The sequence below is a fragment of the Pseudomonas sp. ok266 genome, from assembly GCF_900110195.1.
Lineage (GTDB): Bacteria > Pseudomonadota > Gammaproteobacteria > Pseudomonadales > Pseudomonadaceae > Aquipseudomonas > Aquipseudomonas neuropathica.
In genome coordinates this window covers 476,712-502,886 of the sequence record NZ_FOCU01000004.1, presented here as the reverse complement: position 1 = coordinate 502,886, position 26,175 = coordinate 476,712, and the positions used below count along the sequence as shown (strand labels likewise).

The 26,175-nt window shown below is 57.7% G+C and carries 22 protein-coding genes; 9 read left to right on the top strand and 13 right to left on the bottom strand.

Translation table 11 applies throughout. The features are described 5' to 3' along the window. Window positions 1-89 precede the first annotated feature (89 nt). From BMY54_RS10090 to BMY54_RS10080, 3 genes are all read left to right on the top strand, one after another. Window positions 90-1,202, top strand: a complete 1,113-nt coding sequence (locus BMY54_RS10090) for an alkene reductase (RefSeq protein ID WP_093431628.1) — start codon at window positions 90-92, stop codon at window positions 1,200-1,202. A gap of 256 nt (window positions 1,203-1,458) precedes the next feature. Next, window positions 1,459-2,418 carry an EamA family transporter gene (locus BMY54_RS10085; RefSeq protein ID WP_093431625.1) on the top strand — a complete coding sequence of 320 codons (960 nt, stop codon included), beginning with the start codon at window positions 1,459-1,461 and terminating at the stop codon, window positions 2,416-2,418. 232 nt (window positions 2,419-2,650) lie between these two features. Next, window positions 2,651-3,949 carry an MFS transporter gene (locus BMY54_RS10080; protein WP_093431622.1) on the top strand — a complete coding sequence of 433 codons (1,299 nt, stop codon included), beginning with the start codon at window positions 2,651-2,653 and terminating at the stop codon, window positions 3,947-3,949. 42 nt (window positions 3,950-3,991) lie between these two features. Here the strand turns inward: BMY54_RS10080 and BMY54_RS10075 are convergent, their stop codons facing one another. Next, complete coding sequence (locus tag BMY54_RS10075; protein ID WP_093431619.1) at window positions 3,992-5,107, bottom strand: aromatic ring-hydroxylating dioxygenase subunit alpha; 1,116 nt, start codon at window positions 5,105-5,107, stop codon at window positions 3,992-3,994. Between the two features lie 171 nt (window positions 5,108-5,278). On the opposite strand from BMY54_RS10075, the gene BMY54_RS10070 reads away from it, so the two are divergent. Continuing rightward, window positions 5,279-6,406 carry a pyridoxal-phosphate-dependent aminotransferase family protein gene (locus BMY54_RS10070; RefSeq protein ID WP_093431616.1) on the top strand — a complete coding sequence of 376 codons (1,128 nt, stop codon included), beginning with the start codon at window positions 5,279-5,281 and terminating at the stop codon, window positions 6,404-6,406. Between the two features lie 40 nt (window positions 6,407-6,446). Here BMY54_RS10070 and ppk2 read toward each other — a convergent pair whose 3' ends face one another. After that, entirely contained in the window at window positions 6,447-7,364 is a 918-nt protein-coding gene (ppk2, locus tag BMY54_RS10065; RefSeq protein ID WP_093431613.1) for a polyphosphate kinase 2, read from the bottom strand. 241 nt (window positions 7,365-7,605) lie between these two features. Between ppk2 and BMY54_RS10060 the strand changes: the two genes are divergently transcribed. After that, window positions 7,606-8,703 (top strand): carboxynorspermidine decarboxylase, encoded by a 1,098-nt coding sequence (locus BMY54_RS10060; protein ID WP_093431610.1) that lies wholly within the window; start codon window positions 7,606-7,608, stop codon window positions 8,701-8,703. 29 nt (window positions 8,704-8,732) lie between these two features. Further along, on the top strand, window positions 8,733-9,977 hold the full coding sequence (locus tag BMY54_RS10055; protein ID WP_093431607.1) for a saccharopine dehydrogenase family protein: 1,245 nt from the start codon (window positions 8,733-8,735) through the stop codon (window positions 9,975-9,977). 81 nt (window positions 9,978-10,058) lie between these two features. Here the strand turns inward: BMY54_RS10055 and BMY54_RS10050 are convergent, their stop codons facing one another. The 6 genes from BMY54_RS10050 to pstS all read right to left on the bottom strand — a co-directional run bounded on the left by BMY54_RS10050 (window position 10,059) and on the right by pstS (window position 15,288). Beyond that, window positions 10,059-10,691 carry a hypothetical protein gene (locus BMY54_RS10050; protein ID WP_371914432.1) on the bottom strand — a complete coding sequence of 211 codons (633 nt, stop codon included), beginning with the start codon at window positions 10,689-10,691 and terminating at the stop codon, window positions 10,059-10,061. After that, entirely contained in the window at window positions 10,691-11,389 is a 699-nt protein-coding gene (locus BMY54_RS10045; RefSeq protein WP_093431604.1) for a hypothetical protein, read from the bottom strand. The genes BMY54_RS10050 and BMY54_RS10045 overlap by 1 nt, the downstream gene beginning before the upstream one ends. 100 nt (window positions 11,390-11,489) lie before the next feature. Next, window positions 11,490-12,251 (bottom strand): phosphate ABC transporter ATP-binding protein PstB, encoded by a 762-nt coding sequence (pstB, locus tag BMY54_RS10040; protein ID WP_217827632.1) that lies wholly within the window; start codon window positions 12,249-12,251, stop codon window positions 11,490-11,492. A 75-nt stretch (window positions 12,252-12,326) separates the two neighbouring features. Further along, on the bottom strand, window positions 12,327-13,220 hold the full coding sequence (gene pstA, locus BMY54_RS10035) for a phosphate ABC transporter permease PstA (RefSeq protein ID WP_093431597.1): 894 nt from the start codon (window positions 13,218-13,220) through the stop codon (window positions 12,327-12,329). Further along, complete coding sequence (gene pstC, locus BMY54_RS10030; RefSeq protein WP_093431594.1) at window positions 13,220-14,185, bottom strand: phosphate ABC transporter permease subunit PstC; 966 nt, start codon at window positions 14,183-14,185, stop codon at window positions 13,220-13,222. The genes pstA and pstC overlap by 1 nt, the downstream gene beginning before the upstream one ends. A gap of 71 nt (window positions 14,186-14,256) precedes the next feature. Next, window positions 14,257-15,288, bottom strand: coding sequence for a phosphate ABC transporter substrate-binding protein PstS (pstS, locus tag BMY54_RS10025; protein ID WP_093431591.1), 1,032 nt, complete (start codon window positions 15,286-15,288; stop codon window positions 14,257-14,259). 531 nt (window positions 15,289-15,819) lie between these two features. Between pstS and BMY54_RS10020 the strand changes: the two genes are divergently transcribed. Beyond that, window positions 15,820-17,259 (top strand): ATPase domain-containing protein, encoded by a 1,440-nt coding sequence (locus BMY54_RS10020; RefSeq protein WP_093431588.1) that lies wholly within the window; start codon window positions 15,820-15,822, stop codon window positions 17,257-17,259. Window positions 17,260-17,282: 23 nt separating this feature from the next. After that, window positions 17,283-17,645, top strand: a complete 363-nt coding sequence (locus BMY54_RS10015) for a response regulator (protein ID WP_093431585.1) — start codon at window positions 17,283-17,285, stop codon at window positions 17,643-17,645. Here BMY54_RS10015 and BMY54_RS10010 read toward each other — a convergent pair. Beyond that, the gene (locus tag BMY54_RS10010) at window positions 17,640-18,503 is read right to left on the bottom strand and encodes a fimbrial protein (protein ID WP_371914435.1); all 864 of its coding nucleotides are present in this window, start codon (window positions 18,501-18,503) and stop codon (window positions 17,640-17,642) included. The genes BMY54_RS10015 and BMY54_RS10010 overlap by 6 nt on opposite strands. A 419-nt stretch (window positions 18,504-18,922) precedes the next feature. Here BMY54_RS10010 and BMY54_RS10005 point away from each other — a divergent pair, with 419 nt between their 5' ends. Beyond that, window positions 18,923-19,462, top strand: coding sequence for a hypothetical protein (locus BMY54_RS10005; RefSeq protein WP_093431579.1), 540 nt, complete (start codon window positions 18,923-18,925; stop codon window positions 19,460-19,462). A gap of 75 nt (window positions 19,463-19,537) precedes the next feature. Here BMY54_RS10005 and BMY54_RS10000 read toward each other — a convergent pair whose 3' ends face one another. From BMY54_RS10000 to BMY54_RS09985, 4 genes are all read right to left on the bottom strand, one after another. Continuing rightward, on the bottom strand, window positions 19,538-21,166 hold the full coding sequence (locus BMY54_RS10000) for a methyl-accepting chemotaxis protein (protein ID WP_093431577.1): 1,629 nt from the start codon (window positions 21,164-21,166) through the stop codon (window positions 19,538-19,540). A gap of 115 nt (window positions 21,167-21,281) precedes the next feature. Next, window positions 21,282-21,743, bottom strand: coding sequence for a hypothetical protein (locus BMY54_RS09995; RefSeq protein WP_093431574.1), 462 nt, complete (start codon window positions 21,741-21,743; stop codon window positions 21,282-21,284). Window positions 21,744-22,053: 310 nt separating this feature from the next. Then, on the bottom strand, window positions 22,054-22,437 hold the full coding sequence (locus BMY54_RS09990) for a hypothetical protein (RefSeq protein WP_093431571.1): 384 nt from the start codon (window positions 22,435-22,437) through the stop codon (window positions 22,054-22,056). Between the two features lie 104 nt (window positions 22,438-22,541). Continuing rightward, on the bottom strand, window positions 22,542-26,174 hold the full coding sequence (locus BMY54_RS09985; protein WP_093431568.1) for a transporter substrate-binding domain-containing protein: 3,633 nt from the start codon (window positions 26,172-26,174) through the stop codon (window positions 22,542-22,544). Between the last annotated feature and the right edge of the window lies 1 nt (window position 26,175).

Below are 26,175 nucleotides of genomic sequence, written 5' to 3'. Positions count from 1 at the left end.
ACCCTCACGACACCCGGTTAAGTTAGCGGCACTGGTTCGCGGCCCCACTGCCGCGCTTGAATTCCTTTTATTGAAATCTGGAGCTACCCATGACCCGTCGTCTGTTCCAACCCCTCGCACTCGGTCCTTACACCCTCGCCCATCGCGTGGCGATGGCGCCGTTGACGCGCTCACGCGCCGGCCAACCGGGCGATGTACCGACGCCGATGAACGCCGAGTACTACCGCCAACGGGCCAGCGCTGCGCTGATCATCACCGAGGCCACACAAATCTCCCGGCAGGCTCAGGGTTACGCCTGGACACCGGGCATCTACAGCTCCGAGCAGGTCCGCGCGTGGCGTGACGTCAGCGCGGCGGTGCATGAGGCCGGCGGGCTGATCTTCATGCAACTGTGGCACGTCGGCCGGGTGTCCCACCCCAGCTTTCAACCCGATGCTGGCCTGCCGGTTGCGCCCAGCGCGCTGCCGGTGCCTGGCAAGACGTTTATCGTCGACGAAAATGGTAACGGCGTCTGGGGTGATGTGCCGGTGCCACGCGCGCTGGAAACCGCGGAAATCGCCGGCATCGTCGAGGACTACCGCGTGGCCGCGCGCAACGCATTGCAGGCGGGCATGGACGGTGTAGAGATTCATGCCGGCAACGGTTACCTGCTCGACCAGTTTCTTAACAGCAACAGCAACCAGCGTGACGATGCCTATGGCGGCAGCGTGGAGAACCGCGCGCGGTTTCTGCTGGAAGTGGTCGCGGCCGTGGCTGAAGAAGTCGGTGCCGAAAGGGTCGGTGTACGCCTGACGCCGATGGGGCGCTTCATGGGCATGGGCGATGACACCCCGGAGGCGACCTTCGGCCACTTGGTCGAGGCGCTCAACCAATGGAATCTGGCCTACCTGCACCTGGTCGAGCCAGCGATGGTCGGCACAGTCAAAGACGAGAACTTCGACCCGCGCTGGGACGCGATCATTACCCAGTTGCGCAAGACCTGGAACGGCGTGCTGATCCTGGCCGGCGGCTACGATGCGCAATCTGCGGAACAGGCGCTGATTGCCGACCGTGCCGACATCATCGCGTTTGGCCGTCCGTTCCTGGCCAACCCGGACTTGCCGCGTCGACTGCACGATGGTCTGACACTCAACGTGCCAGACCCTGGCAGCTTTTTCGGCGGGGATCAGCGTGGCTACATCGATTATCCATTTCATGCCTGAGCAGAAGCTGACCACCCGCCTCTCATGAATGTGTAAATCCCTGGAAGCAGGGGCCGATGCGCCCCTGCCCGATCAAGTCATACGATCTCTACATTTAGTCGAAGATGTGAAAAATCCACCGTAACGCCGAGCACAGTGCAGCTGTGCGCTTTCAGGTCTATTGCCCGACGTCGCCGAATGCGATAAAACGGGCTAGTTGTACGATAACATAATAAAAACCAAGTCGTTCGAACGGCTAACAATCCTGAGATCTGCCATGCCTCGCCCTACCACTGCGCAAATCGTACCGCCGCCCTTCCCCCGCTATCTGGCTGTGATCATTCTGTTGTGCATGGGCTGTGCGTTTGCCGGCAATCATGTGGCGGCACGAGTCGCCTTTGATGATGGTGCGGGTGTGTTGCTGGCGATTTTGATGCGTTCCGGCGGGACCTTGCTGGTGCTCGCCATGCTGGTGCTGTGGCAAAGACAAAGCCCGCGTTTGCCGGCGGGCGCATGGCGCTGGCAACTGCTGCTGGGGTTGCTGATCACTGCGCAGAGTCTGTGTCTGTATTCCGCTGTCGCACGGGTGCCGGTGGCGCTGGCCCTGTTGGTGGCAAACGTATTCCCTATTCTGCTGGCATTGCTCACCTGGGCACTGGGTGGCCCGCGACCGAGCGCACGCACCGCGACGTTGATGGGTTTGATTCTGTTGGGTCTGGTGTTTGTGCTGGATGTCCCCGGGCGTCTCTCGACCACGACAGACGTCAGTGCGCAATGGCTGACCGGCGTCGCGCTCGCGTTCTGCGCCGCCAGCGTGTTCGCCTGCGCGCTGTGGATCACCGACCACAAACTGTCTCAGGTACGTGGCTCTGTGCGCAGTCTGCTGACCATTTTCATCGTGTTCAGCAGCGTCAACCTGGCAGGGCTGACGGGCGCCCTTCCCGGCGGATTGAACCTGCCCGCCACCTCGACCGGATGGCTGGCCCTCGCCACTCTGGTGGTGCTGTACGGCACAGGTTTTATCGTCTTGTTCATTTCCGTACCTCGACTCGACATGCCGCGCAATGCGCCGGTGATGAACATCGAACCATTGGCAACGCTGCTGATGGGCTGGATTGTGCTGGATCAGATGCTCAGCAACGGACAGATTCTCGGCGGGGTGATTGTGGTCACGGGCATCGTCTTGCTGACTTATCGTAAATCAGTGGTCAAGGCTGAGGTTAAAGCAGCAATTTAGCACTTGGATGATGGCAAAAAGCTGTTTTTCTCCGGCCACTCAGGACCAACATAGGTGGCAACACCTGCGTCCCAACGTCGCAGCAAACAGCTCTTGGCAAATCCTGCACAAGCCTTAGAATCCCGCGCTCTCTTGCAGCCCCCTCGGTGTCTGCCTGCACCACAACACACTTCGGCTTGGCAATCGCATGCGCAGCGGCGCACGTTGCGCTGTTCGTCCTCTAGAGGTTTTTATGTCTCCGCGTTTGCTGGCCATGGCGCTGGCGCCCCTGCTCGGGCTATTCATTGTTGCGCTGGGCAACGGTTTCATGTCGTCGCTGACCACCCTTCGACTGGACGCTGCCGGTGCCTCGACCACGATGATCGGCATCGTTTCCTCGGCCTACTTCATCGGCCTGACCCTGGGTGCGGTGTTCAATGACCGTTTGATTCTGCGCATCGGCCATATCCGCGCCTACGGCAGTTTCGCCTCGCTGATCGCCGTGACCATCCTGCTGCAGGGCTTGTTCTATGACACCTGGGGCTGGTTCGCCCTGCGCCTGATCAACGGCTGGGCCACGGTCGGCGTGTTTCTGGTGATCGAAAGCTGGCTGCTGCTGGCGGGCGACGCGAAGATTCGTGGGCGCTTGCTCGCGCTGTACATGATCGTCTTGTACGGCGCCGGTGTGCTGGGCCAGGCAACGTTGGGCAAAATCACCGGGTTGAGCGACAGCGCACCGTTCATGGTGGCCGGCATGCTCGCCTCGTTGTCGGTGCTGCCGATCGTGATCCTGCCGCGCGTGTCGCCGCTGCTCGATCAGGTCGAGCCGCTCAAGCCACGACAACTTTTGGGCGTGACACCGACCGGGCTGGTCGGCTGTTTTGGCTCGGGTGTGACTATTGCGGCGATTTACACCTTGCTGCCGCTGTACTTGCAGCGCAGTGGTCTGAATGTCGGTGAAGTCGGCAGCATGATGGCCTGGACGATCCTCGGCGCGATGCTCCTGCAGTACCCGGTCGGGCGCTGGTCCGACCGCAAGGATCGTTTGCAGGTGCTGACGATTCTGACAGTGGCGTGCACCGTGTTGTCGCTGGTGATCGTCCTGGTGCCGTTGTCCTCGACGCTGCTCGCGGTGATGTTGTTTCTGCTCGGTGGCGGTGTGTTTGCGCTGTACCCGGTTGCCGTCAGCCATGCTGCCGACCGTGCGCCTGCCGAAGCGTTGGTGCCGATGATTCAGGGCTTGCTGCTGATCAACTCGCTGGGCTCGGCAATCAGCCCGATGATGATTTCGCCGGTGATGAACTCGTTCGGTGCCAATGGTTTGTTCTGGGTCTTTGCGCTGGTCAATCTGTGCATGGTCACCTTCTTCCTGTGGCGCCGGGGCAAACGCCCGGTTCCGGCCAATCCCGCGCCGTTTGCAGCGGCAGCAACCTTCTCGCCGACAGGTGCGGAACTGCGGGTGACTGAAGATCTGCGTCAGGCAGTGCAGGAACATCCGCCGATGGTGGATGCATTGAGCGGTGAGCCTTCGCCGCAGTGTGAGACGCGCTAAGGGTTGCGCCAGTCTGTGCCAAGCGCAGACTGGCTCGCACCGCTATTCAGATTCGTGGGTGATGTCCACGAGCGGAATCGGCTCAATCGCCCAAGCGCGAATCTGACGACGTTCAGGGCTGGGTATCGCGCAAGCCTTGCGTCCGGTGAACGTTCGCGCAAGACGCTCTTCATCGATGCGCCAGCCGCGCTGCTCCAGTGCCTGCACGTCTTTGCGAAAGGCAATCTGCAGCGCATCGGATTTCAACGAAACCTCCTGCTGAAAAGAGTCCGGCACACGCTCTGGTCGGACGTTTTTCAGCACGGCATGATCCTGTTCGAAGATACGGATATTGCTCGCAATGAACCTGCGATCCAGCAGTCGGGTGCGCAGGAAGGTTCTGCCCATCATCCACCAGGTGCGCGTGCGATTGGCGTCAATCGGCACATGCGCCGAGACGATGTAGATCCGCCAGCCGTTGGGCAACTCAAGCTCAAGTGTTGTGCAAGGACCGGACAAATGAAAACCCGGAACGGTGGCCACACTGACAAACTCGGTGGAGGATTTGCGCCGCAGCAGCCCTTTGCGTGCCGGCCTGCGCATGAGCATTCGGGCGCTGCCACTCCACGCATCGCTGTCGACCTCGAACGATTCAATCTCGGGATGATCCGGATCACCGAAGGTTGAACCATGGACAAACGGTGCGTGGGCGAAGTCCAGACCGTTTTCGATAATCCGGTCCCAACTGGCCTGCCAGTCAAAGTGACCCGCGACCACACGGATGGCGGGATCGTCGATCCAGTCGAGCGTGGGCAAGGCTGGACGCTCAGATTCTGGCAGATCACCTAAAAACGCCCAGATCCAACCGTATCGCTCCAGCGTCGGGTACGCATCGACGCGGGCCTTGGCGGGAATCCGCAGGTCGGGCTGCGCCGGTATCTGCGTGCACACACCATCAGCGCCAAACCGCCAGCCGTGATAGGGACACTGCACGCTGTTGCCGACCTTGCTGCCGGCCGACAGTGAGCCGCCGCGATGCACGCAGATATCCGACAGCACGTGCGCGACGCCAGCGTCATCGCGGAACGCTACGAAAGGTTGTCCGAGCAATCGAACCGGCATCAGTCCATCAGTCAACTGTGACGATGGGAGAACGACATACCACAGGTTTGTAAGCATGGGGGGCGTGCGATCCGTCAGTACGGTGAGTTCAAGTCAGAAAAACCCTGGAATGCAAAACTAAACCAGAGGGCTCCGCTTGGCCAACGTGAATTGCCAGTGCCCTTGCCCCGCCCTTTGCCTACACTTGCTTGCCAATGATGTTTACCTCTCTGCCGAAGGAGCACGCCCATGTCAAAGCTCTATCCCAGTATCGATCCTGAGGGGCTGGTCGAGTACTCGGTTGTCTATACCGACCGCTCGCTCAACCACATGTCGCAGTCCTTCCAAGGCGTGATGAAGAACATTTCCAAGACCCTGAAACAGGTCTACCACGCCGAGGCGGTTGCAGTGGTTCCGGGCAGCGGCACATTCGGCATGGAAGCGGTGGCGCGGCAGTTCGCCACCGGCCAGCAGTGCCTGGTGATCCGCAACGGCTGGTTCAGTTATCGCTGGAGCCAGATCCTTGAAATGGGCAATATCCCGGCGGCGACCACGGTGCTCAAGGCACGGCCGGTAGAGCCGGGTCGCCAGGCAGCCTACGCCCCGCCGCCGCTGGACGAAGTGCTGGCCGCCATCGCGGCGCAGAAACCGCAGGTGGTCTTCGCGCCCCACGTTGAAACCTCATCCGGGATTCTCCTGCCCGACGACTACCTGCGAGCGGTCGGCGACGCCGTGCATGCAGTGGGTGGCCTGTTCGTGCTGGACTGCATCGCCTCGGGTACGATTTGGGTGGATATGCACAAATGCTCAGTCGACCTGCTGATCAGCGCTCCGCAGAAAGGCTGGAGCGCCTCCCCTTGCTGCGCCCTGGTGATGTTCAGTGCTTTGGCGCTTGAGCGCATCGAACAGACGCAAAGCAGCAGCTTCGCCTGCGACCTGAAAAAGTGGCTGCAGATCATGCAGGCCTACGAACAGGGCGGACATGCCTATCACGCGACGATGCCCAGCGATTCCCTCGCGCGGTTCAATGACGTGATGAAAGAGACGCAAGCGTATGGGTTCGACAAGATTCGCGATGAACAACAGGCGCTGGGTGATCGAGTGCGTGCGCTGTTGACCGGCAAAGGCATCAAAAGCGTCGCCGCAGAAGGCTTTCAGGCCCCCGGCGTCGTGGTGAGCTACACCGATGATGCCGATATCAAGAACGGCAAGAAATTTGCCCAGCACGGCCTGCAGATCGCTGCCGGCGTGCCGCTGCAATGCGACGAACCCGCTGACTTCCAGACCTTTCGCCTCGGTCTGTTCGGACTCGAAAAACTTCAAAATATCGAGCGCACCATCAGCCTGCTTGAGCAGGCACTGGATGAGGTCATTTAGATACCCGGCGACCCGTCGTCGGGCCGCCCGGTTCGGCCGTTTAATAGACTTGAGGCACCATGAGTTCCGGTGGCGTAGGACTGCGAGAGTAGTCCTCCTCGCGCACGCGCTGCGGCAGTTCGATCTGCGGTAACTCGACTTCTTCGTAAGGCATTTGGCCGAGTAGATGATTGATGCAGTTAAGTCGGGCTTTTTTCTTGTCGTCGGCTTGCACCACCCACCAGGGTGCTTCGGCAATGTGGGTGCGTTCGAGCATGATTTCCTTGGCCTTGGTATAGGCCTCCCAACGCCGACGTGACTCCAGATCCATCGGGCTGAGTTTCCACTGTTTGAGCGGGTCATGGATGCGACTTAGGAAGCGCAGGTGTTGTTCTTGGTCGGAAATGGAAAACCAGTACTTGATCAACTGAATGCCGGAACGGGCGAGCATTCGTTCAAACTCTGGCACGGTCCGGAAAAATTCTTCGTACTGATAGTCGTTGCAAAATCCCATAACCTTTTCAACACCGGCGCGGTTGTACCAACTGCGGTCAAATAGCACGATCTCACCTGCTGCCGGCAGGTGCGAGACATATCGCTGGAAGTACCATTGGGTTCGTTCGCGGTCGTTGGGCGCGGGCAAGGCAGCGACACGGCATACCCGGGGGTTGAGCCGCTGGGTTATGCGCTTGATTACCCCTCCCTTGCCAGCGGCATCGCGCCCTTCGAACAAGATCACTACCTTGTGTCCGGTCTTGACCACCCAGCTTTGCAACTTCACCAGTTCACCCTGCAGGCGAAACAACTCGCTGAAATAAAGCCGTCGGTCGTCCTTCTCGATACCATTCGGAACGTGGTCATCGAACAGTGTGTTCAGGTCATGCCCGTCTTCGGACAACTCCAACTCCAGTTCCTCGTCACTGTGGTCGAGCAGCTCGCGCTGAATGCGGTGTATCAACTGATCTTGAGCTGAGGGCATGGTAAAGACCTCGGGGACGGGATGGTACTGCCATACTGACGGCGATTTATGACTGAGCAGTTACCGGGGTTCTCGGGATTGCTGATTGCTTGAAGCAGACGTTGTATCCCGGCCGGACGTCCCGAGCGTTCAACCTTTCGGGGTATTTGCTGCACCAGTCATACGCTCTGCTCTTTCGATATGTGGTCAGTCCGGGCACAATGCGCATCCTTTTTTGGCTGGCCTTGCCGGAGGCCTCGAAATGATCAAGACACCGTACTACCTCATCGACAAACAGAAACTGCTGACCAACATGCAGAAGATCGCCTATGTGCGCGAACAGTCCGGGGCCAAAGCCCTGCTCGCGCTCAAGTGCTTCGCGACCTGGTCGGTGTTCGACTTGATGCAGCAATACATGGACGGCACCACGTCGTCGTCGCTGTACGAACTCAAGCTCGGTCGTCAGAAGTTCGAAGGCGAAACCCACGCCTACAGCGTGGCCTGGGCTGACGATGAGATCGAGGAGATGCTCGACAATTGCGACAAGATCATCTTCAACTCCATCAGCCAGCTGCAACGTTTTGCCGAGCGCTCTGAGGGCAAAGTCCGTGGCCTGCGCGTTAACCCGCAAGTCAGCAGCTCCGATTATCTGTTGGCCGACCCGGCGCGTCCGTTCAGCCGTCTAGGCGAATGGGACCCGGTGAAGATCGAAGGCGTTATCAGCCAGATCTCCGGTTTCATGTTCCACAATAACTGTGAGAACGGTGACTTCGGCCTGTTCGACCAAATGCTCTGCACCATCGAAGAACGCTTCGGTGAGCTGCTGCACAAAGTCAACTGGGTCAGCCTCGGCGGCGGCATTCACTTCACCGGTGAAGGCTATGCGCTGGATGCGTTCTGCGCTCGTCTCAAGGCGTTCTCGCAAAAGTACGGCGTGCAGGTCTATCTGGAGCCTGGCGAAGCGGCGATCACTAACAGCGCTTCGCTGGAAGTCACCGTGCTCGACACCCTCTACAACGGCAAGCACCTGGCCGTCGTGGACAGCTCCATTGAAGCCCACTTGCTCGACCTGTTGATCTATCGCCTGAACGCCAAGCTGGCGCCGAGCGAGGGTGAACACACCTACATGGTGTGCGGCAAATCGTGCCTGGCCGGAGACATCTTCGGCGAGTTCCAGTTTGACCGTCCGCTGGCCATTGGCGATCGACTGTCATTCATCGATACCGCCGGCTACACCATGGTCAAAAAGAACTGGTTCAACGGCCTGAAAATGCCATCCATCGTGGTGAAACAACTCGATGGTACCGTCGAAGTGGTTCGCCAATTCGGTTACGAAGACTACCTGTCCAGCCTTTCTTGAAACGGACAGACAAAGGAGAGAAAAAGCAATTGAAAAAGAACGTTCTTATCATTGGTGCAGGAGGTGTCGCTAAGGTGGTGGCCCACAAGTGCGCGCAGCATAACGATGAACTCGGTCGTATCGCTATCGCGTCGCGCAACATCTCCAAATGCCAGGCCATCATCGACAGCGTCAAGGCCAAGGGTAGCCTCAAACAACCCGCCGATATCAAAGCCTTCTCGCTCAATGCGCTGGACGTCGAGGCGACCAAGGCGCTGATCCGTGAAACCGGATCCCAGATCGTCATCAACGTCGGCTCCGCGTTCCTCAACATGTCGGTGTTGCGTGCCTGCATCGATACCGGCGTCGCTTATCTCGACACCGCCATTCACGAAGAGCCGGGCAAGATCTGCGAAACCCCGCCTTGGTATGGCAACTATGAGTGGAAGCACCTCGCCGAGTGCCAAGAGAAGAACATCACCGCCATTCTCGGCGTGGGCTTCGACCCGGGTGTGGTCAACGCCTATGCAGCACTGGCACAACAACAGTATTTCGACCGCATTGATTCGATCGACATTCTTGACGTCAATGCCGGTTCCCACGGCAAATATTTCGCCACCAATTTCGATCCGGAAATCAATTTCCGTGAATTCACCGGGCAGGTGTGGAGCTGGCAGAACAGCCAGTGGACCAGCAACACCATGTTCGAAGTCAAACGCACCGACGACCTGCCGGTCGTGGGCTCGCAGAACCTGTACCTGACCGGTCACGATGAAGTGCACTCGCTGTCGAAGAATCTGGGCGTACCCAACGTACGTTTCTGGATGAGTTTCGGCGAGCACTACATCAACGTGTTCACGGTCCTCAGGAACCTCGGCCTGCTGTCCGAACAACCGGTCAAGACCGCCGAAGGCCTGGAAGTCGTGCCGCTGAAAGTGGTCAAGGCTGTGCTGCCTGATCCGAGCTCGCTGGCGCCCGGCTACACCGGCAAGACCTGCATCGGTGACCTGGTCAAGGGCACCAAGGATGGCCAGTCGCGCGAAGTGTTCATCTACAACGTGGCCGACCACGAGGAAGCCTTTGCCGAAACCGACAGCCAGGGCATTTCCTACACGGCCGGCGTACCACCTGTTGCCGCTGCCCTGCTGGTCGCCCGTGGCGAGTGGGATGTGCAGCGCATGGCCAACGTCGAGGAACTGCCGGCTGAGCCGTTCCTCAAGGCGCTGGACGTCATGGGCCTGCCGACCCGCATCAAGGATGAAAACGGAGATCGTCCCTGGAACGGCGTAGCCTGAGGCTCGCAATAACCTGCGACGCGTCACTGCCCGCTACAAAAAACGCCGCTCATTGAGCGGCGTTTTTGTCTGCACTGAAAATCAGGACACGGCTTCTGGACATTGTTGCGCCGGATTCCTGTTCCTGCCCTGTTGTTGCCGGGCGAGCAGTGCCTGTACGTCAGCGACGGCATCCAGAACCCGCTGCGCCCAATGCTCATCCTCCGGGTGCACGACCACAACGCGAAAACCGTGATCATGGCCTTCCGAGCGCACACCTTCGGAGTCATCGACATGCAAGTCGATATCGAAGGCCGGGGGGAATTTCGACGGACCGTTTGCCAACCCGTTTGTCACCAATGCCTGGTTATGCACCACACTGTTGACCACCCCGTCGACGCGGATGCCATACAACAACAGCCAGCGCCTGATATAGGCCGGGGTCCGACCGGACGACGTGTAAACCCAGATACTGCAGCCCTGACGCCGTAACTCGCGGGTCAATGAGCGCGTGCCGCATCGCAGTGGCTCGCCGAGCCAACGATGCAAGCACGCCGGCAACCAGCTCTGCTCGACGGCACAGTGATGCAGCTGGCAGGCCAGCGTGTCATCGATATCGAACGAAACCCGTATGCGCTGGCGAGCGAATACGCTCATGGGAATAGCACCGAGCATGGCTTGCCAAACGCGGCTGACGGAAGCCTGGTACCTGGCGGAAATGGGTTGCCCGCTCATCAATCTCCCCCTTGCAAGACGGGCGAGGTCTTGTCTTTGAGTAAAAAAATCATCGACTCAGGCGCCTGACCTTCGAGGAAGGCCGCATACTTTTTCTTGATTTTGGGCAATTCATACAACGCCTTTACCCCATGCTTGGCGGAGTTGCGGATGACCGAGGACGGATTGAAGTAACCCCCGGCATTTTCCAGCGTCAGCACGAATGGAGGTAATCCCGCGCGCATGAGCAAATAGCTGACGATGAGTGAGCCACTGCGGTTATTACCCTCGATAAACAACTGCGGTTTGCTGAGGATTCGAACATAAACGCCAGCCGCTCGCTTCCAGACTGACTCGCTGCGATACGCGCAATACCAGTTGAACAGGTCCTTTATCCCCCCCTCAACGTTGTTGAAGAAGTGCTCTTCGGTCGCCGCCAGGTGTTGAGCGTACTCCAGTCGGCGAACCGGGTCCCGGCCACAGAGGACGGTAGCGTTGATCTCCAGCATCAGGTTCAGTTGCTGAAGGTCGAACAGGTCGACACCACGAGCGACATAGTCATCAATCAGCGCATAGCCTTCAAGCACATTGTGCAGCACTTCGTCAGTGAAGGGATCGCGAGGCTCGGTAAAGTGCCTGCTGAGTTCGGAGAAACGGCCCTGAACCTCTCGCAATACCCGTTCAATCGCGGGCAAATCAAGACGATGCGTTGCAGACATTGGCAATCCTGAGAACGGTAGATAAAAGGGTCAAACGGCCGGATGCCAGTACCGCACCCTTGTCCATGGCCGCTTGCCGTCTTGACTGGATAATTGCTGCTTAGCTGAACTTGCCGCTGATGTAGTCTTCGGTCATTTGTTCACGCGGTTTATCGAATATCTGGGTTGTCGGCCCCATCTCGACCAGATAGCCGGTGCGCGTCCCCTGGGAAATATCAACCGAGAAAAAAGCAGTCGTGTCAGCGACGCGGATGGCCTGCTGCATATTGTGAGTCACCAGGGCGATGGTGTAGTCCTTCTTCAACTCGATCATCAACTCCTCGACCCGCCGGGTCGCGATCGGGTCGAGTGCCGAGCACGGCTCGTCCAGCAACAGCACTTCCGGTTCGGTCGCGATGGCACGGGCGATGCAAAGCCGTTGTTGTTGACCACCGGAGAGTGACAGGCCGCTGACCTTGAGCTTGTCCTTGACCTCATCCCACAGCGCGGCACCCTGCAAGGCATGCTTCACGCGGTCGCCCAGATCGCCCTTGTAGCGATTGAGGCGCAGGCCGAATGCAACGTTGTCGAAAATGCTCATCGAGAACGGATTCGGCTGCTGAAACACCATGCCGATATAACGACGCACGACCACTGGATCAACGCCCTTTCCATAAACGTCTTGCCCGAGGAAATGCACGTGCCCTTCGAAGCGAAATCCCTTCACCAGATCGTTCATCCGGTTGAGGCTGCGCAGCACGGTGCTCTTGCCGCAACCCGATGGACCGATGAAACCGGTGATCTTGTTTTTTTCGATCGGAACATGGCTGTCACGCACGGCCAGGAAGTTACCGTAGAAAATCTTGTCCAGCTTGCAGTCCATGACCACTGGCGCCTGAGTGACAAACGGAGCCGCGACTTGCAGATTTGATGCGTTCAAGGATCAGATGCTCCGTTCTCAGTACTTGGGCTTGCCGAAAATACGGCTGACAATATTGACGACCAGCACGATCATCACCAGCACCAGCGAGGCCGCCCATGCCAGTTCGAGTTGGTTGTCGAAGGGCATGCCGGAAAAGTTGTAAATCAGCACGGCGAGCGAGGCCGTCGGATTCATGACCGCCAGGCTGCCATCGTGGTAGATCCAGTAGTTGCTGAACAACGCCGTGAACAACAAAGGGGCGGTTTCGCCCGCAGCGCGGGCCACGGCCAGCATGACCCCGGTGAGGATCGCCGGCATGCCCGTCGGCAAGACAATTTTCCAGATAACCTGCGAACGGGTGCAGCCCATGCCGTAGGCGGCATCTTTCATGATCTTGGGCACCATCCGCATCGACTCTTCAGCCGTCAGCACGACAATCGGCAACATCAGCACGGCCAGTGCCACGCCACCGGCCGGCGCCGAGTAAGTACCAGTGGTCATCACGACCAGCGCGTAGGCGAATACCCCGGCCAGAATGGAGGGCAGCCCCGTGAGCATCTTGGCGGCAAAGCGCGCGGCGTTTGCCAGCTTGCTGTCAGGGCCCAGTTCCGCCAGAAAGATGGCCGCCATGATGCCGACCGGCACCGCGATCGCCGCTGCGATACCGACCATGACGAAAGTGCCGGCCATCGCGTTGCCGAAGCCACCGCCCGTCTCGAAACCGGTGGGCGGAAGTTCGGTGAAGACCTCCAGATTCAGACGTGCGCCGCCGCGAGTGATCAGCATGTAGAGCACGGAGATCAATGGCACGCTGGCCAATAGCGCACCGCCCCAGACCAGCATGGTCAACACCAGGCTGCGCAGCGCGCGACCTTCAAACTTGCGCTGCAGGCTAGGAAATGCAGCCTCAGAGGACGTGATGTCAGTCATTATTTAGTACCACGCTGGGCATAGACCATGATCATGGAACCGATGATGTTCACCAGTAGCGTGATGAACATCAGGACCAATGCGGCGTACATCAACACTTCAATCTCATTCGGCCCTGCCTCGGGGAAATTCAACGCCAGCAAGGCCGCCAGCGTATTGGCCGGGGCAAAGAGAGAAAGGGAGATGTTGTTTGCGTTGCCTACCAGCATGGCCAGCGCCATGGTTTCACCTAACGCGCGGCCCAGCCCCAAGACGAGGGAACCAAAGATGCCGGTGGCGGCAGATGGCACCATCACTTTGAGAATGGCTTCCCAGTGGGTGGTGCCCATGCCGTAGGCCGCCTGCTTGGTTTTCATCGGTACGCCGGTTAGGGCGTCCTGCGACACGGCAGCAATGGTCGGCAGAATCATGATTGCCAGCACCAGCGCCGCCGGCAGCAGTCCAGGTCCGCTCAACGACGTGCCAAAAAAAGGTATCCAGCTGAGTTCGCTGTTCAGCCACTCCGCCAGCGGCCGAATTGCCGGAATCACCACGTAGATCCCCCAGAGACCATAAACGACGCTGGGGATGGCTGCCAGCAACTCGACGATGGTGCGGAAGACGGCAGCGAGCTTGGCGGGCAGGAAATCCTGGGTTAGAAAAATCGCCATGCTGACACCGAAAAAACCGGCGATCAGCAGCGCAATGAAAGCACTGTAGAGCGTCCCCCAAATGGCCGGCAGAATGCCGTATTTGCCCTGATTGACATCCCAGACGGACCCCAAAAGCACATCCAGGCCGTGCTTCTCAATGCCGGGAATGGCCTTGCGCCCTACTTCGAATATCAGCGCAAAGACCAGCGCCAGAATCAGCACCACGCCTATTTGCGCTAGCGCACGGAAGACGCGGTCGACCAGAAAGTCCTTTGCGGACGGTGGTTGGCACGCAGAAGCCGGATTAACCGGTACGACAAAAGGTGTGTTCATTGGCTAATTCCGGAATGAAGGGAAACTCTCCCGGCGCTGAAAGCAGGCGCCGAGAGAGGCCTCACGAGCGCTTACTGGATGTTGGCAGACGCTTTGCGAACCTGATCGACGACCGACTGTGGCAAAGGTATATAACCCATCGAGTCGGCGATTTTCTGCCCTTCGGTCAAGCTGTACTCGACCATCTCGCGCATGGCTTTGGCCTTGGCCGGGTTACCGTTGTCCTTGCGAAAGATCATCCAGGTGTAGGAAGTGATCGGGTAAGACTTGGCGCCGTCCGGATCTGGCAGCCAGGCCACCAGGCTCTCGGGCATTTTTACCGCAGCGAGTGCCTCGGCGCCGCTTTCCGCGTTCGGTACCACGTACTGACCGGCCTTGTTCTGCAACTGCGCGAAGTCAACCTTGGCAAGTTTGGCAAAGCCGTATTCGATGTAACCGATGGCACCCGGCGTCTGGCGTACGGTGGCTGTCACACCGTCATTCTTGGGCGATTTGATGAATTTGTCGCTGGCCGGCCAGTTGACGGTGTTGCCCTCACCCAGCGCCTGCTTGAATTCCGGATTGATGGCCGCCAGGTGCTTGGTGAACACCGCAGTGGTACCGCTGGAGTCCGCTCGCACAACAACCGTGATCGGTGTATCGGCCAGTTTCAACTCGGGGTTGGCTGCGGCGATCTGCGGGTCGTTCCAGCGCGTGATCTTGCCCAGGAAGATGTTGGAGTAGACGTCGCGTGGCAATTTGAGCCCTTTAGGATTGCCCGGCAGGTTATAAGCCAGCACGATTTCACCCGCCGTCATTGGCAGCAACTGCACGCCCTCGCCCACCTTGGCAATGTCTTCGTCTTTCATCGCAGAGTCACTGGCGGCGAAATCAACGGTTTTATTCAAAAAGTCCTGTACACCCGCACCGCTGCCCTTGGATTGGTAATCCACAGTGACACCCGCCGACTTTTTGCTGAAATCCTTGAACCAGGTGAGGTAGATCGGTGCCGGAAAACTGGCTCCGGAACCTGTCAGCCGGACGTTTTCCGCCGCGAATGACATTGAGGTAGCCAACAGAGATGCAGTCACAACGAACGCAGCAGACTTGATCAATCGTTTCATCAAGGAAACTCCTTATAGGGGCTCCTTAACTCTGCAGCAATCTCGTTAAGTTTTTATGAACGTTGGATGGCAGGACCCCGCCTCAATCGTTTTGACCCCTTGCTACCCTTACTCATCGTCCCCCCCTCCTCGCACATACCTATTGCGCAGTAGTACCGACGCACATGACTTTCCAGGACTCTCAAGGCAATGGGTGTCCATCCAGGCGACAGTGGATCTGAATTTTTACTCGCCCGCTGCGGCGGCAGGCGCGTGAGAATTCTGGCCGTCGCCATGCGTCCGAATCCCATCGCCTGCGTTATCTCAGGTCAGGCAAAGCCCTGCCTGTTCCGCCTTTGTCTTTCGCCGGACTTGGCAATCGAATCTTCTTGCGCGCGGGTTGTCCTTATTCCCGGATTGCGTGCCGCCATTCGCCAAGCGCCACTTTCCAACGCTACTTTGCCTCCACCGCCATGGCTCCAAAATGGAAATGGCGTTAGCATTTCATCCATCCGGCTTAACAAGCCTGTTTTTTCAGATCAGGGTCGCATAGTGGAAAAGCTAAAACGCCTTCAAAGCGGAATCGAAGGGCTCGACGCGCTGCTTCAGGGTGGCCTGGTCGCGGGTGCTTCGTACATCGTTCAGGGCCGCCCCGGTTCCGGCAAGACCATCCTCGCCAATCAGCTCGGCTTCAATCATGCCCGCAATGGCGGTCGCGTTCTGGTCGCCACGTTGCTGGCCGAGTCTCACGACCGACTGTTTCAGTTTCTGTCGACCATGAGTTTTTTCGACGCCTCGCGAGTGGGCGCTGAAATACAGTTTGTCAGCGCTTTCGATACGCTGGAAAACGAAGGGCTCGATGAAGTGGTGAAACTGCTGCGGCGCGAAATCAGCCGGCAGAAAGCGACGGTCATGGTCGTCGACGGTTTGCTCAACGCACGCTCCAAGGCCGACTCACCGATCGACACGAAAAAATTCATCTCCGAACTGCAAGGCCATGCGGCATTCGCCGGTTGCACCGTGCTGTTTCTCACCAGCTCGCGCCTGGACGACGGCAGCCCGGAACACACGATGGTCGACGGCGTCATCGAAATGGGCGAAGAGCTGTTCGGCACGCGATCGGTGCGCCGCATTCACCTGCGCAAGACCCGCGGCAGCGGCGCTTTGACCGGTGTTCACGAGTGTGAAATCACCGAAAAAGGCCTGGTGGTCTATCCGCGCCTGGAAAGTCTGTACAAACGCCCTTCCGCCCCCGACAGCGCAGACATGACACGCATTCCCAGCGGCATCGTTTCGCTGGATGACATCCTCGGTGGCGGCTTGCACAGCTCCAGCGTCACGCTCGTCATGGGGCCTTCCGGGATCGGCAAAACCACGCTGGGGCTGAAGTTTCTCGCGCAGTCGACGGCCGAAGCGCCGGGCCTGCATTTCGGCTTCTATGAGAGCCCGCAACGGCTGCGACTCAAAGGCCGTTCGCTGGGCATCGATATTGAACAAATGGAACACAGCGGTGCGCTGAGCATTGCCTGGCAGCCGACCACCGAGGGCTTGCTCGACGCCCTCGGTGCGCGCCTGCTGAGCCTGGTCGATGAAAAAGGTATCAAGCGCCTGTTCATCGACAGCCTCAGCGGTATGACTCGGGTTTCAACCACACCGGAACGCATCACCGACTTTTTCAGTGCGCTGATGAACGAGCTGCGATCCCGAGGCGTCACGGTCTTCGCCTCCTGGGAAATGCGCGATCTGTTCGGCTCCGAGGTCAGCGCACCGAATTCCGACCTGTCCAGTATTGCCGACAACCTGATTCTCATGCGTTTCTTTGAAAATCACGCTGAACTTCGCAGGACGCTTTCCATTCTCAAGATACGTGATAGCTCCTACAACCCTTCGCGGTTCGAGGTAGTCATCCGTGATCAAGATGTGTTCCTGGAAAAGGCTTTGAGAAATGAACCTTCCGTCTCATCTGAGTCATTGCCTGGTTCAATATCGTAAGTCTTCGAGCGGGTTGAAATAACATGACCACCATCCTGGTAGTCGACGACGAGTATCTGATTGCTGACATTCTTGGCTTTGCGCTGGAGGATGAAGGCTTCATGACGGTGACGGCCAGCAATGGCAAGAAAGCGCTCGAAGTGCTCGAGAGAGAACGGCCAGCACTGATCATCACGGACTTCATGATGCCGGTCATGGACGGCCTCGAATTCGCCGAAGCCGTGCGTGCCCAGCCTTGCGTCAAACACCTGCCGATCATTCTCATGAGTGGCGCGCAGGCGCACATTGGCATGCAGCGCTCGGATCTGTTTGACGTGGTGCTGCCCAAGCCTTTCGACATTGAAGTGATTGTGGCTGAGGTGAAGAAGCTGTTGGCCTCCTCATAGATACTCAACGACAAAGGCAATTTCGGCATTGGCATTGCCCGCTCTCATTAGTGAATTCGCGGGTTCAACGCGCACGAAGCGCGCTTGCAAGTCTACAGATGCATTCCCGCCTTCCGATGTAGGCGCTTTCATTATGTAGTTCTGATTCAGCTTGAGTGGCTTCCCGTCTCTGAAGCGCATCTGCAATGCCAAACCTTTGGCAGTGGAACTACTGTTCAGATTTACCATGCCAGTATTAGCGTCCCACAGAGGGCTGCCCGCAGTGGGCGAAAAGGAGTAGCGGAAGTTGTTTATTCCGGTAGGACAGTTTTTCATACTGAGAAAAAAGTATTGCTCCTTGGCATAGGCACCGTTCTTCGGGAAATCGCTCAAGTTATAGCTACCCATATCAACTTTTACATCGGGTGTTTCGCAAGACTGTGAGACCACCCGCGTGCCACTTGTATTCAATGCCAGAGGCTCGATTTCAGCAGCGACAAATTTCCCCAATTGGCCTGAGGGTATCGTCGCACTACCGGAAATCTCACCCGTTTTTACAAGACGCAAGATGTGCTGAGTGCCATTCCACCCCCAACCGCCAGCAACGTCGGTGTCTCCCGGAAAGCCTTTCCATGCTTTGCCCGATGGCGGTCGAATCCATTGCCAGCCGATCCCGGTATTTCCAACAGGAAAAATCTGCGCGCCTGATTGGGTGACGCCCACAGAATTGCGAACACCTTCATTGTGTACCGCAGAGCACCTGAACGAACTGGGAATGGCTCCCAGGGTCACGATTGGGCTTTCATAGATAACCGTGCCGTTCGGCGTGTCCCGCGGCACCGAGATCGTGGCCGGAAGGACAACTCGGAGGTCGCCCATGGAATTGTCGGGATAAAATTCGCATACCGCCGCCATTGTATTTGACGACAGCATATACAAGAGTCCGACAATTGATATACGGGATAACTTCATAGCACTCTCTCTGACTCTGCATTGCATGCAAACAACTGAATGATTGACGATGGCGCGAATATTTAATCGGCTGCAAAATCACCACAATCGAAACGAGAAGATAATAAATAAACAGCACTTGCGCAAAAAGTTTATTTATTCAACAAACAGACAATTCTCATAGATTTATAGCTAACTAGCCAAATCGGAAAAACCTATAAAAGGACACGTTATTGAACACCATCCTTTACCAGCGCAGATAACCAACAGACAATTTAAGACTCGTCTTAAAGGCGCAACGGAAATCGGTCATTACACTGTCCACTCTTGAAAGGAGAAACGATTCCGTGAGAGCCCTCGATACCCTCAATAGCCCAAAACCCCAGAGCAACGCCGCCATCTATTGCCTGACGATTCTGGCACTGGCGCTGATCGCCATGACTGTCGCCGCCGGTTATGAGCTCAACAATCTGTTTCCACTGAAGGCCGTGGTGCAAAAGCAGGAGATTCAGCTCACACAGCGAGCCGATGCCATCCAGTCAATGAGCGCAGAACTCAAGCGTCTGGCAGAACAAAAGCAGGCACTGGAGACTGACCTGCTTACCGCGAAGGAACAGGCGAAGGCCGCCGAGACGGCAAAGACGGAGCTCGAAAACACTCAACGCGCGGCGCAAACCAGCGCCGCGTTAGAGGATGAAGATTCACTGTGCGCGATCATCGAGCAAAATATCCGCCTCGTAGCGGACCAGCTCAGTCGCGATGACTTCTTTCGCTTGCGTGATGAGCGCGAAGCTGAAGCCGAAGCGGTGCTTGAAAGCTATGAAAAACAACTCGCCACCTGTATTGAACAACTGACGGCACAAACCGAGCAGCCAACACAGAAATGAGGTAGCGGCCGCTGCACAACAGGATTGACCGCGGATCAAACAAAGCCCTGGTGATCAGGGCTTCCTGCTCACTCTTTACAGCTTGAATTCCTTGGTCAACTTATTCAGCGATGCTGCTAATTGCGAAAGCTCCGCCGACGCAACGGCGGTCTGTTTCGAGCCCTCTGCAGTTTCGCAAGACAGGTCGCGAATGCTGATCAGGCTGCGATCCACTTCGCGCGCAACCTGAGCCTGCTCTTCGGCAGCGGTCGCCATCAGCAGGTTTCGTTCATTGATAAGATTCAGAGACCCAGTGATGTCAGTCAGCACTTCGCCGGCGATATTGGCCATCTCGAGTGTTCTTTCAGCTTGAGAGCGGGTGTGACTCATGGAAGAAACCGCCCTGCTGGTGCCCGACTGAATGGAGCTGACCATGGACTCGATGTCCTCGGTCGATTTCTGCGTACGCTGCGCCAGCCCTCTCACCTCATCTGCAACCACGGCAAAGCCGCGGCCCGCCTCCCCCGCCCGCGCCGCCTCGATGGCCGCGTTCAACGCGAGCAGATTGGTTTGTTCGGCGACTTCTCGGATCACGTCCAGCACGCTGCTGATATCGCTCGCCATCGTAGAAAGCGCCTGCACTTCTGCCGAGGTGCCATGCACGCTGGAAACCATCAGATTGATTGCCGCGACCGTTTCGCTGACCTGGGCTTTACCGGCAATGGCTGCGGCGCTTGATTCCGACGTCAGTTGCGAGGTCGATGCGGCGTTGTCCGCGACCTGCTCCACCGCCGCACTCATTTCAGTCACGGCGGTGGCGGCCATTTCGATTTCATGACTCTGACGCTGAGTGATACGCGAAATATCTTCGGTGACGCCGTGCATGACTTCCGAGGTTTCGGCCAACTGCGTGGACGAGTCACGGATCATGATCAGCGCATCACGCAAACTGGCTTGCATCGCGGCCAACGACGACAGCATCTGCGCCGCCTCATCGGAACCATCCAGCGCGATGGTTTCGCTCAAATCGTTGGCGGCGATGCACTCCGCTACCCTTAGTGAGCCTGCAATCGGCACCGTCAGGCTGCGCGTGTACAACACCGCCAGGGCCAAGGAAGCACCGATGGCAATGATAATGAACACACTGACGATCCACAGCGTGTGTTCGTAGACATTGTCGGCCTGCTTGCCCGCTTCATAAGCTTCGATCTCATTGAGAGCAATCAGCTTCTTGAGCGCGACCTGCACGCCGTCCGAGGCGGCACGCATCTGATTCTTTGACAGCGCAATGGCCGCTTCAAGCTGCCCTTTTGCCACGGTTTCAAGGTATTGGTCCTGCGCCTGATCATTGACTTGTTGTGCTTTGGCGAACGCCTCGAAGGCCTCACGCCCGGCGTCAGTTGCCAGCAGATCAATGAGTGCGCGCTGATGTTTTTTGATGAGCTGACGCGACTGTTGAATGTCCATCAAGGCCTGAGCCTTACGCTCAGGTGTTTCGATAGGGTTGCGCAGGCGGGCGTTATTGCCCTTGATTTCGATGAGTTCACGATCCAGTTGTCCGAGTAGCTTGATACTCGGCACGATGGTCGTCTCGACATAGGTCTCCGCCTTATTGAGCAAGTCGACTTGCTGCAAGGCGATCAATCCGATCGCGATAATCATGAGACAGAACAAGCCAAAACACAGCGCCGAACGCGGCGCGAGATTGAGTTTACGAAGCAGCATGATGCCTTACCTTAGAGTGTATTCAAGACAATGGGGCAAACGAGCGGGCAGCAAAGCAGGCGCTGAGCAATAGCACCTCAAAGCACAAGCGGATGACCGCGCGAAGGCGCAACAGCTAGCGGTTTGCGCCCGAAGAAAGCGTGGAGTCGGATGAGGCCGGCTCCGCCAGCTCCTTGAGCGTCGGGTCGGCCAGCATCAGAAAATCCGCCAATCGCGGCAGATCGATTTTCGAGACCAGACGCATCCAGCGTTGCGGATGCGGATTGAAGACGGTCTTCGACCACTGATGATCATCACTGGGGTTGAAAATCAGCAGGTGACGAATCAACGGGTTTTCCCCAAAAAAATCGAGCGGATCCATCGCCATCTCGTTGAGCAACTCAGCATTGACGACGACCAGGCTGAGCCGTTGGGGGCAGTAATACGTCAGTACTCTCAGGTCACGATAAGTACAGACGTTCACTACGCTGAGACAGCCCAGCTTGTTGAACTGTTGTTCAATCGACAGACCTCTACGCACGTCGTTATCGGCGATCAGGATCCGCAAGGATCGACTTCGGTTATTTTCAAGAAACATCGGACACCTTTGGCAGCTCCATTCTTCCTTTCAAGAAAATAACCAAAGGGCCAACCTGGCCGATATGAGACTTGTCTCAAAATGACCGCAGGGATCGCTGAGCGAAAACCACACCTAGATGACAAGCCCGCGCTAGCGATGCCCGGCCTGGTTCAAAGTCTTTGGAGGGAGGGATTTTGCAACGGTGGCGAGCGGCGCAATGCCAGAAGCGCGGGACGGTCGTATACGAACCAGACAATTCTCATTATTAACGCCCCTTTTTGTCAGTAACCTTGAAACAAGGGGCGCAAACTCATTCTTTCTCAGCCCATCAAGGCAGCGTCAGCGTCACGACGTAATTGCCAGTCGTTATCTGATGGCCCTTGTTGTCCGTGAGCAGCAAACGCTGGTCGTAATATTTTTCCTGCTCGTGGGTATCGGCAATCATCTTCACGAACACTTGCTGGCGCGGCTCACCCCGCCCTGCCGCACTGACGTTGGTCACCGAGAACATCTGACCAGTGCTCGCCTGCGGACAATCAAGCAGCTCGACAGAAGCAGAAGCACGGCTGGCGCCACTCGCCATGCAACTTGTCTCGACGATCTGTCCGCTGAAGCGAATCACTCCGCTGACAGGCGCAGACTGGGCCGCGCTGACGGTGTCAAAACTCAGCAGGCAGAGACAGGCAATCAATAAAGGACGTCGAATGATCATCGCGAAACTCCATGGTTATTAACCAAGGTATCGCCCGTTGCAAAATGATCTTTAACGTCCCCCTTCAATGCAAGGCCAGTCAGCAGAGCCCTGCGCCAATACGGTTACAGTTCGACCCGTTTGATTTTCTTGATCAGATCAGCCTGTGCATGCTCCAGCTTCAACGCGCTGCGATTGATATCCAGTGGATCGATGACCGGCGCTTCGCACTCGGCCTCAAGGTCGTTACACGCCTCGATGACCTGATGCTCGGCGACAATGCGCGCCGCGCCCTTGATCCGATGTGCCAGGTCAGCCAACAACCCGGGATCGCTTTCGGGTATCAGCGAATGCAGCTCCTCCAGATCCTTCTCACAACTCGACAGCGCCTCGCGCAGCAGTTCTTTCATCATGTCGAGATCGCCTCCGGTGAGCTCGGTCAGACGCTCGCGAATCGACCCCAGCTCCTTGATGCCCGCCGCAGGCGGGCTTTCAACTGGCTCGGTTTCGACGTCCTTTTCCCAGCCGGCAAGCAGGGTCGACAAGGTGCTGAGGCTGATCGGTTTGAACAGACAGTCGTCCATCCCCGCCTCTCGGCATTTCACTTTTTCTTCCGGCTGCGCGTTGGCTGTGAAGCCCAGCACGATACAGCGCGCTCCACCACTGTCGCGTTCGTCCTGGCGAATGGTGCGGGCCAGTTCGTAGCCGTTCATGACCGGCATGTTGCAGTCCGTGATCACAATGTCGAACGGCTCCGAGCGCCACAACGCCAATGCCTGGGCACCATCGGCAGCATCACGCACCGCCTGGCCAAGAAAACTGAGCTGCTGCGTCAGCAACAAACGGTTGGCGCTCTGGTCGTCCACTACCAGAATCCGCAGCGTCGGCACTGGCTTGTCCTGGACAACCGAAACAGGCAGCACCTTGCCGCCGAGCGGACTGAGGATATTGAAGAACAGCGACACTTCCAGGCAGGTGCCTTTGCCCAGCGTACTGGTGATGTTCAGTCGCCCGCCCATCAACTCGCACAACGAACGTGAAATCGCCAATCCCAGACCGGTGCCGCCCCGGTTCGAGGGGCCGTGATTGGCTTGCGAAAACGGCTGGAACAGGTTCTGCAGATCAGCGCTGGAAATGCCGATGCCGGTATCCTCGACTTTGAGATCGACCTGCAAACGTTCGTCAGCAAGGCGTTGGCCGCGAATCGAGACGCTGACATGCCCGGTATCGGTAAACTTGATGGCATTGCCGACCAGATTCGAGAGCACCTGCTGGAAGCGCATCGGATCAACCAGTACGTCACAGCCGACAGTGGCGTCGATATCGAGCTTCAATACCAGACTCTTCTGCCTGGCCAAGCCGTCGAACACCCGCGCCACGGACTCCACAAGTTCGCGCAGGTTGGCACGTTTCGGCGAAAGACTGACATGCCCAGACTCGATGCGAACCACATCGAGGATATCGCCGATCAGCTCCAGCAGGCCTTTCGCCGAGTCGTAGGCGACTTCAATCGCCGGTCGATCAAAGTGGCCCTGCTCGGCGCGCTTGAGGGTGAGTTCGAGCATGCCGATCACGGCACTCATCGGCGTACGGATCTCGTGGCTCATGGTCGCGAGGAACGTGGTTTTGGCGCGGCTTGACTCATCGGCCAGCTCTTTCGCCGAACGCAACTCCTCGATCAGTTCGCGGCGTTCGCTGATGTCGATCCAGCCGCAGATCACGCCTCTGACTTCCCCCGTCGTGTCGTGATAAGGCTGGATCCAGTGATAAATGATCAGCCGCGTATCACCGACATGCAGCGTGCGATCCACCTCGTAAGGTTCGTCCCGCTCGATGACGCGCAGATAGTCATCGTGAAATTGCAACGCTTCCTGGCGATTGCGCTTGCCGCTTTCGAGCACGGTCTTGCCGATCACGTCTTTTTCCAAAAGGCCAAACGTCTGCAGATAATTGTTATTGCAGGTGACAAGCCGACCTTCCCGATCGCGTACGTAAATGGGATGCGGCGTGCCGTTGATCAGAGCTCCCATGAACTTCAGTTGATCGCCGAGCAAGCGTTCTGCTCGACTGCGCTCGCGGATCTGCCGGCGAATATAGAAATTCCACGCCAGCGATCCGAGGATAACCAAGAAGGCACCAGCGCTGATTTGATAGATCAACACCTTGTAATCGCGCCACGACAGTCCCGAGAACGCGGCAATGGGACGCCAACGGTTGAGAATCACGTCCAGCTCATCGGGTGGAATGCTCAGCAGAGCCTTGTTCAGAATGCTGACCAGTTCGGTATCGGCGCGCCGGGCGGCGAAGGCGAGGAAACCCTTGTTCATGCCGACGATGTTGGAGATGCGCAAACTGTCACTGTAGATGTGAGCGATGTAGTAGCGCGCACCGTGCAACGTGGTAATCATCGCGTCCGCTCGCCCATCCTTCACGTCAGCCAGCGCCCCCAGCACTGTCTCGCTGTCGACAATCTCGATGTCGGGATAATCCTTGAGCAACTCACGCTCCGCCGAACTCTCGGGAACGGCGACGCGCTTGCCGCGTAGCTCCTGCAGGCTTGAAGGCGCACCTGCGTCCTTGGCGGTGACGATCACAAAGGGACTGGCGAGGAACGGGTGAGTGAAACGCATACCGACTTCACGGGAGACCGTTGGCGTCAGCAACGAGATATCGGCGCTGCCATCCAGCAGGCGTGTGCTCAAGCTGGAAAAACTGTCAGTACGCTCCACATCGATCTGCAAACCGGTGCGCCGCTGAATCAGTTCCAGCAGATCGGCGCCGATTCCGCCAAAGTTGCCATCGCCATCAAAGAACGCAAATGGCGCCTGATCATCATTGATCACGAACCGCGCGACCGGGTGCAGCTCAAGCCAGCGTGCTTCGCCGGGTGTCAGATCGATACGTTTGGGTGTCAGTGCCCCGCCGCCACCGGACCAGCGCTTGGTGATTTCGGCTATCTTGCCCTCACCCATCGACTCGATGACCGAGTCGATCAGACGCAGCAGTTGATCATTACCTCGGCGCAGGGCAAAGCTGAAACCGTTGGTTTGCGTTTTGACGAACGAGTGCAGGCGCACATAGTTGAAGTAGTTGAGGTTGATCAGATAGTTGCTGGACACCGTATCGCCCAGAAACAGATCGACTTTGCCAAACGCCAGCGCGGCCAGTGCCAACTCGTTCGATGGAAAAAGTACGAACTCGGCATTGGGATACAAACCATGGAGCTGACTGGATGGCAGGTAATCGTCGGCAACCGCAATACGCAAACCGGCCAGATTGGCCGGCATCGGTCGCCGATCATCGCCGCGCATGAACATTGCCGGCACGTCTTCGACATAAGGCTTGCTGAGCGCGACGAGGCCGTCGATCAACTCGAAACTGTTGGAGCTGCCCAACATGTCGATGTCGCCGCGTTCAAGCGCCGCCATGGCATCGCGACGGTCGGGATATGCCTTGACGGTAACTTCGACATGCAAGGCCTGGCCGATAATGCAGGCGATGTCGGCGGCAATGCCCTCATAACGCGTACCGCTGGCGGTCATGACATAAGGCGGGAAATCCGGAAGTGCCGATCCCAATACGAGGCTGCGTTTCTGCCGCAGCCAACTCCAGTCTTCATTGCCCAGATCGACCTGCAGCGTCTTGCAGTCTGATCGACCGAACACCTGCAGAGTGCGCGGCTCTGCTGCCCACAACGACCCGCTACCGAATACGAAAAGCACACTGACGAGCAAAACACCGCGCAACAGTTGAAACATA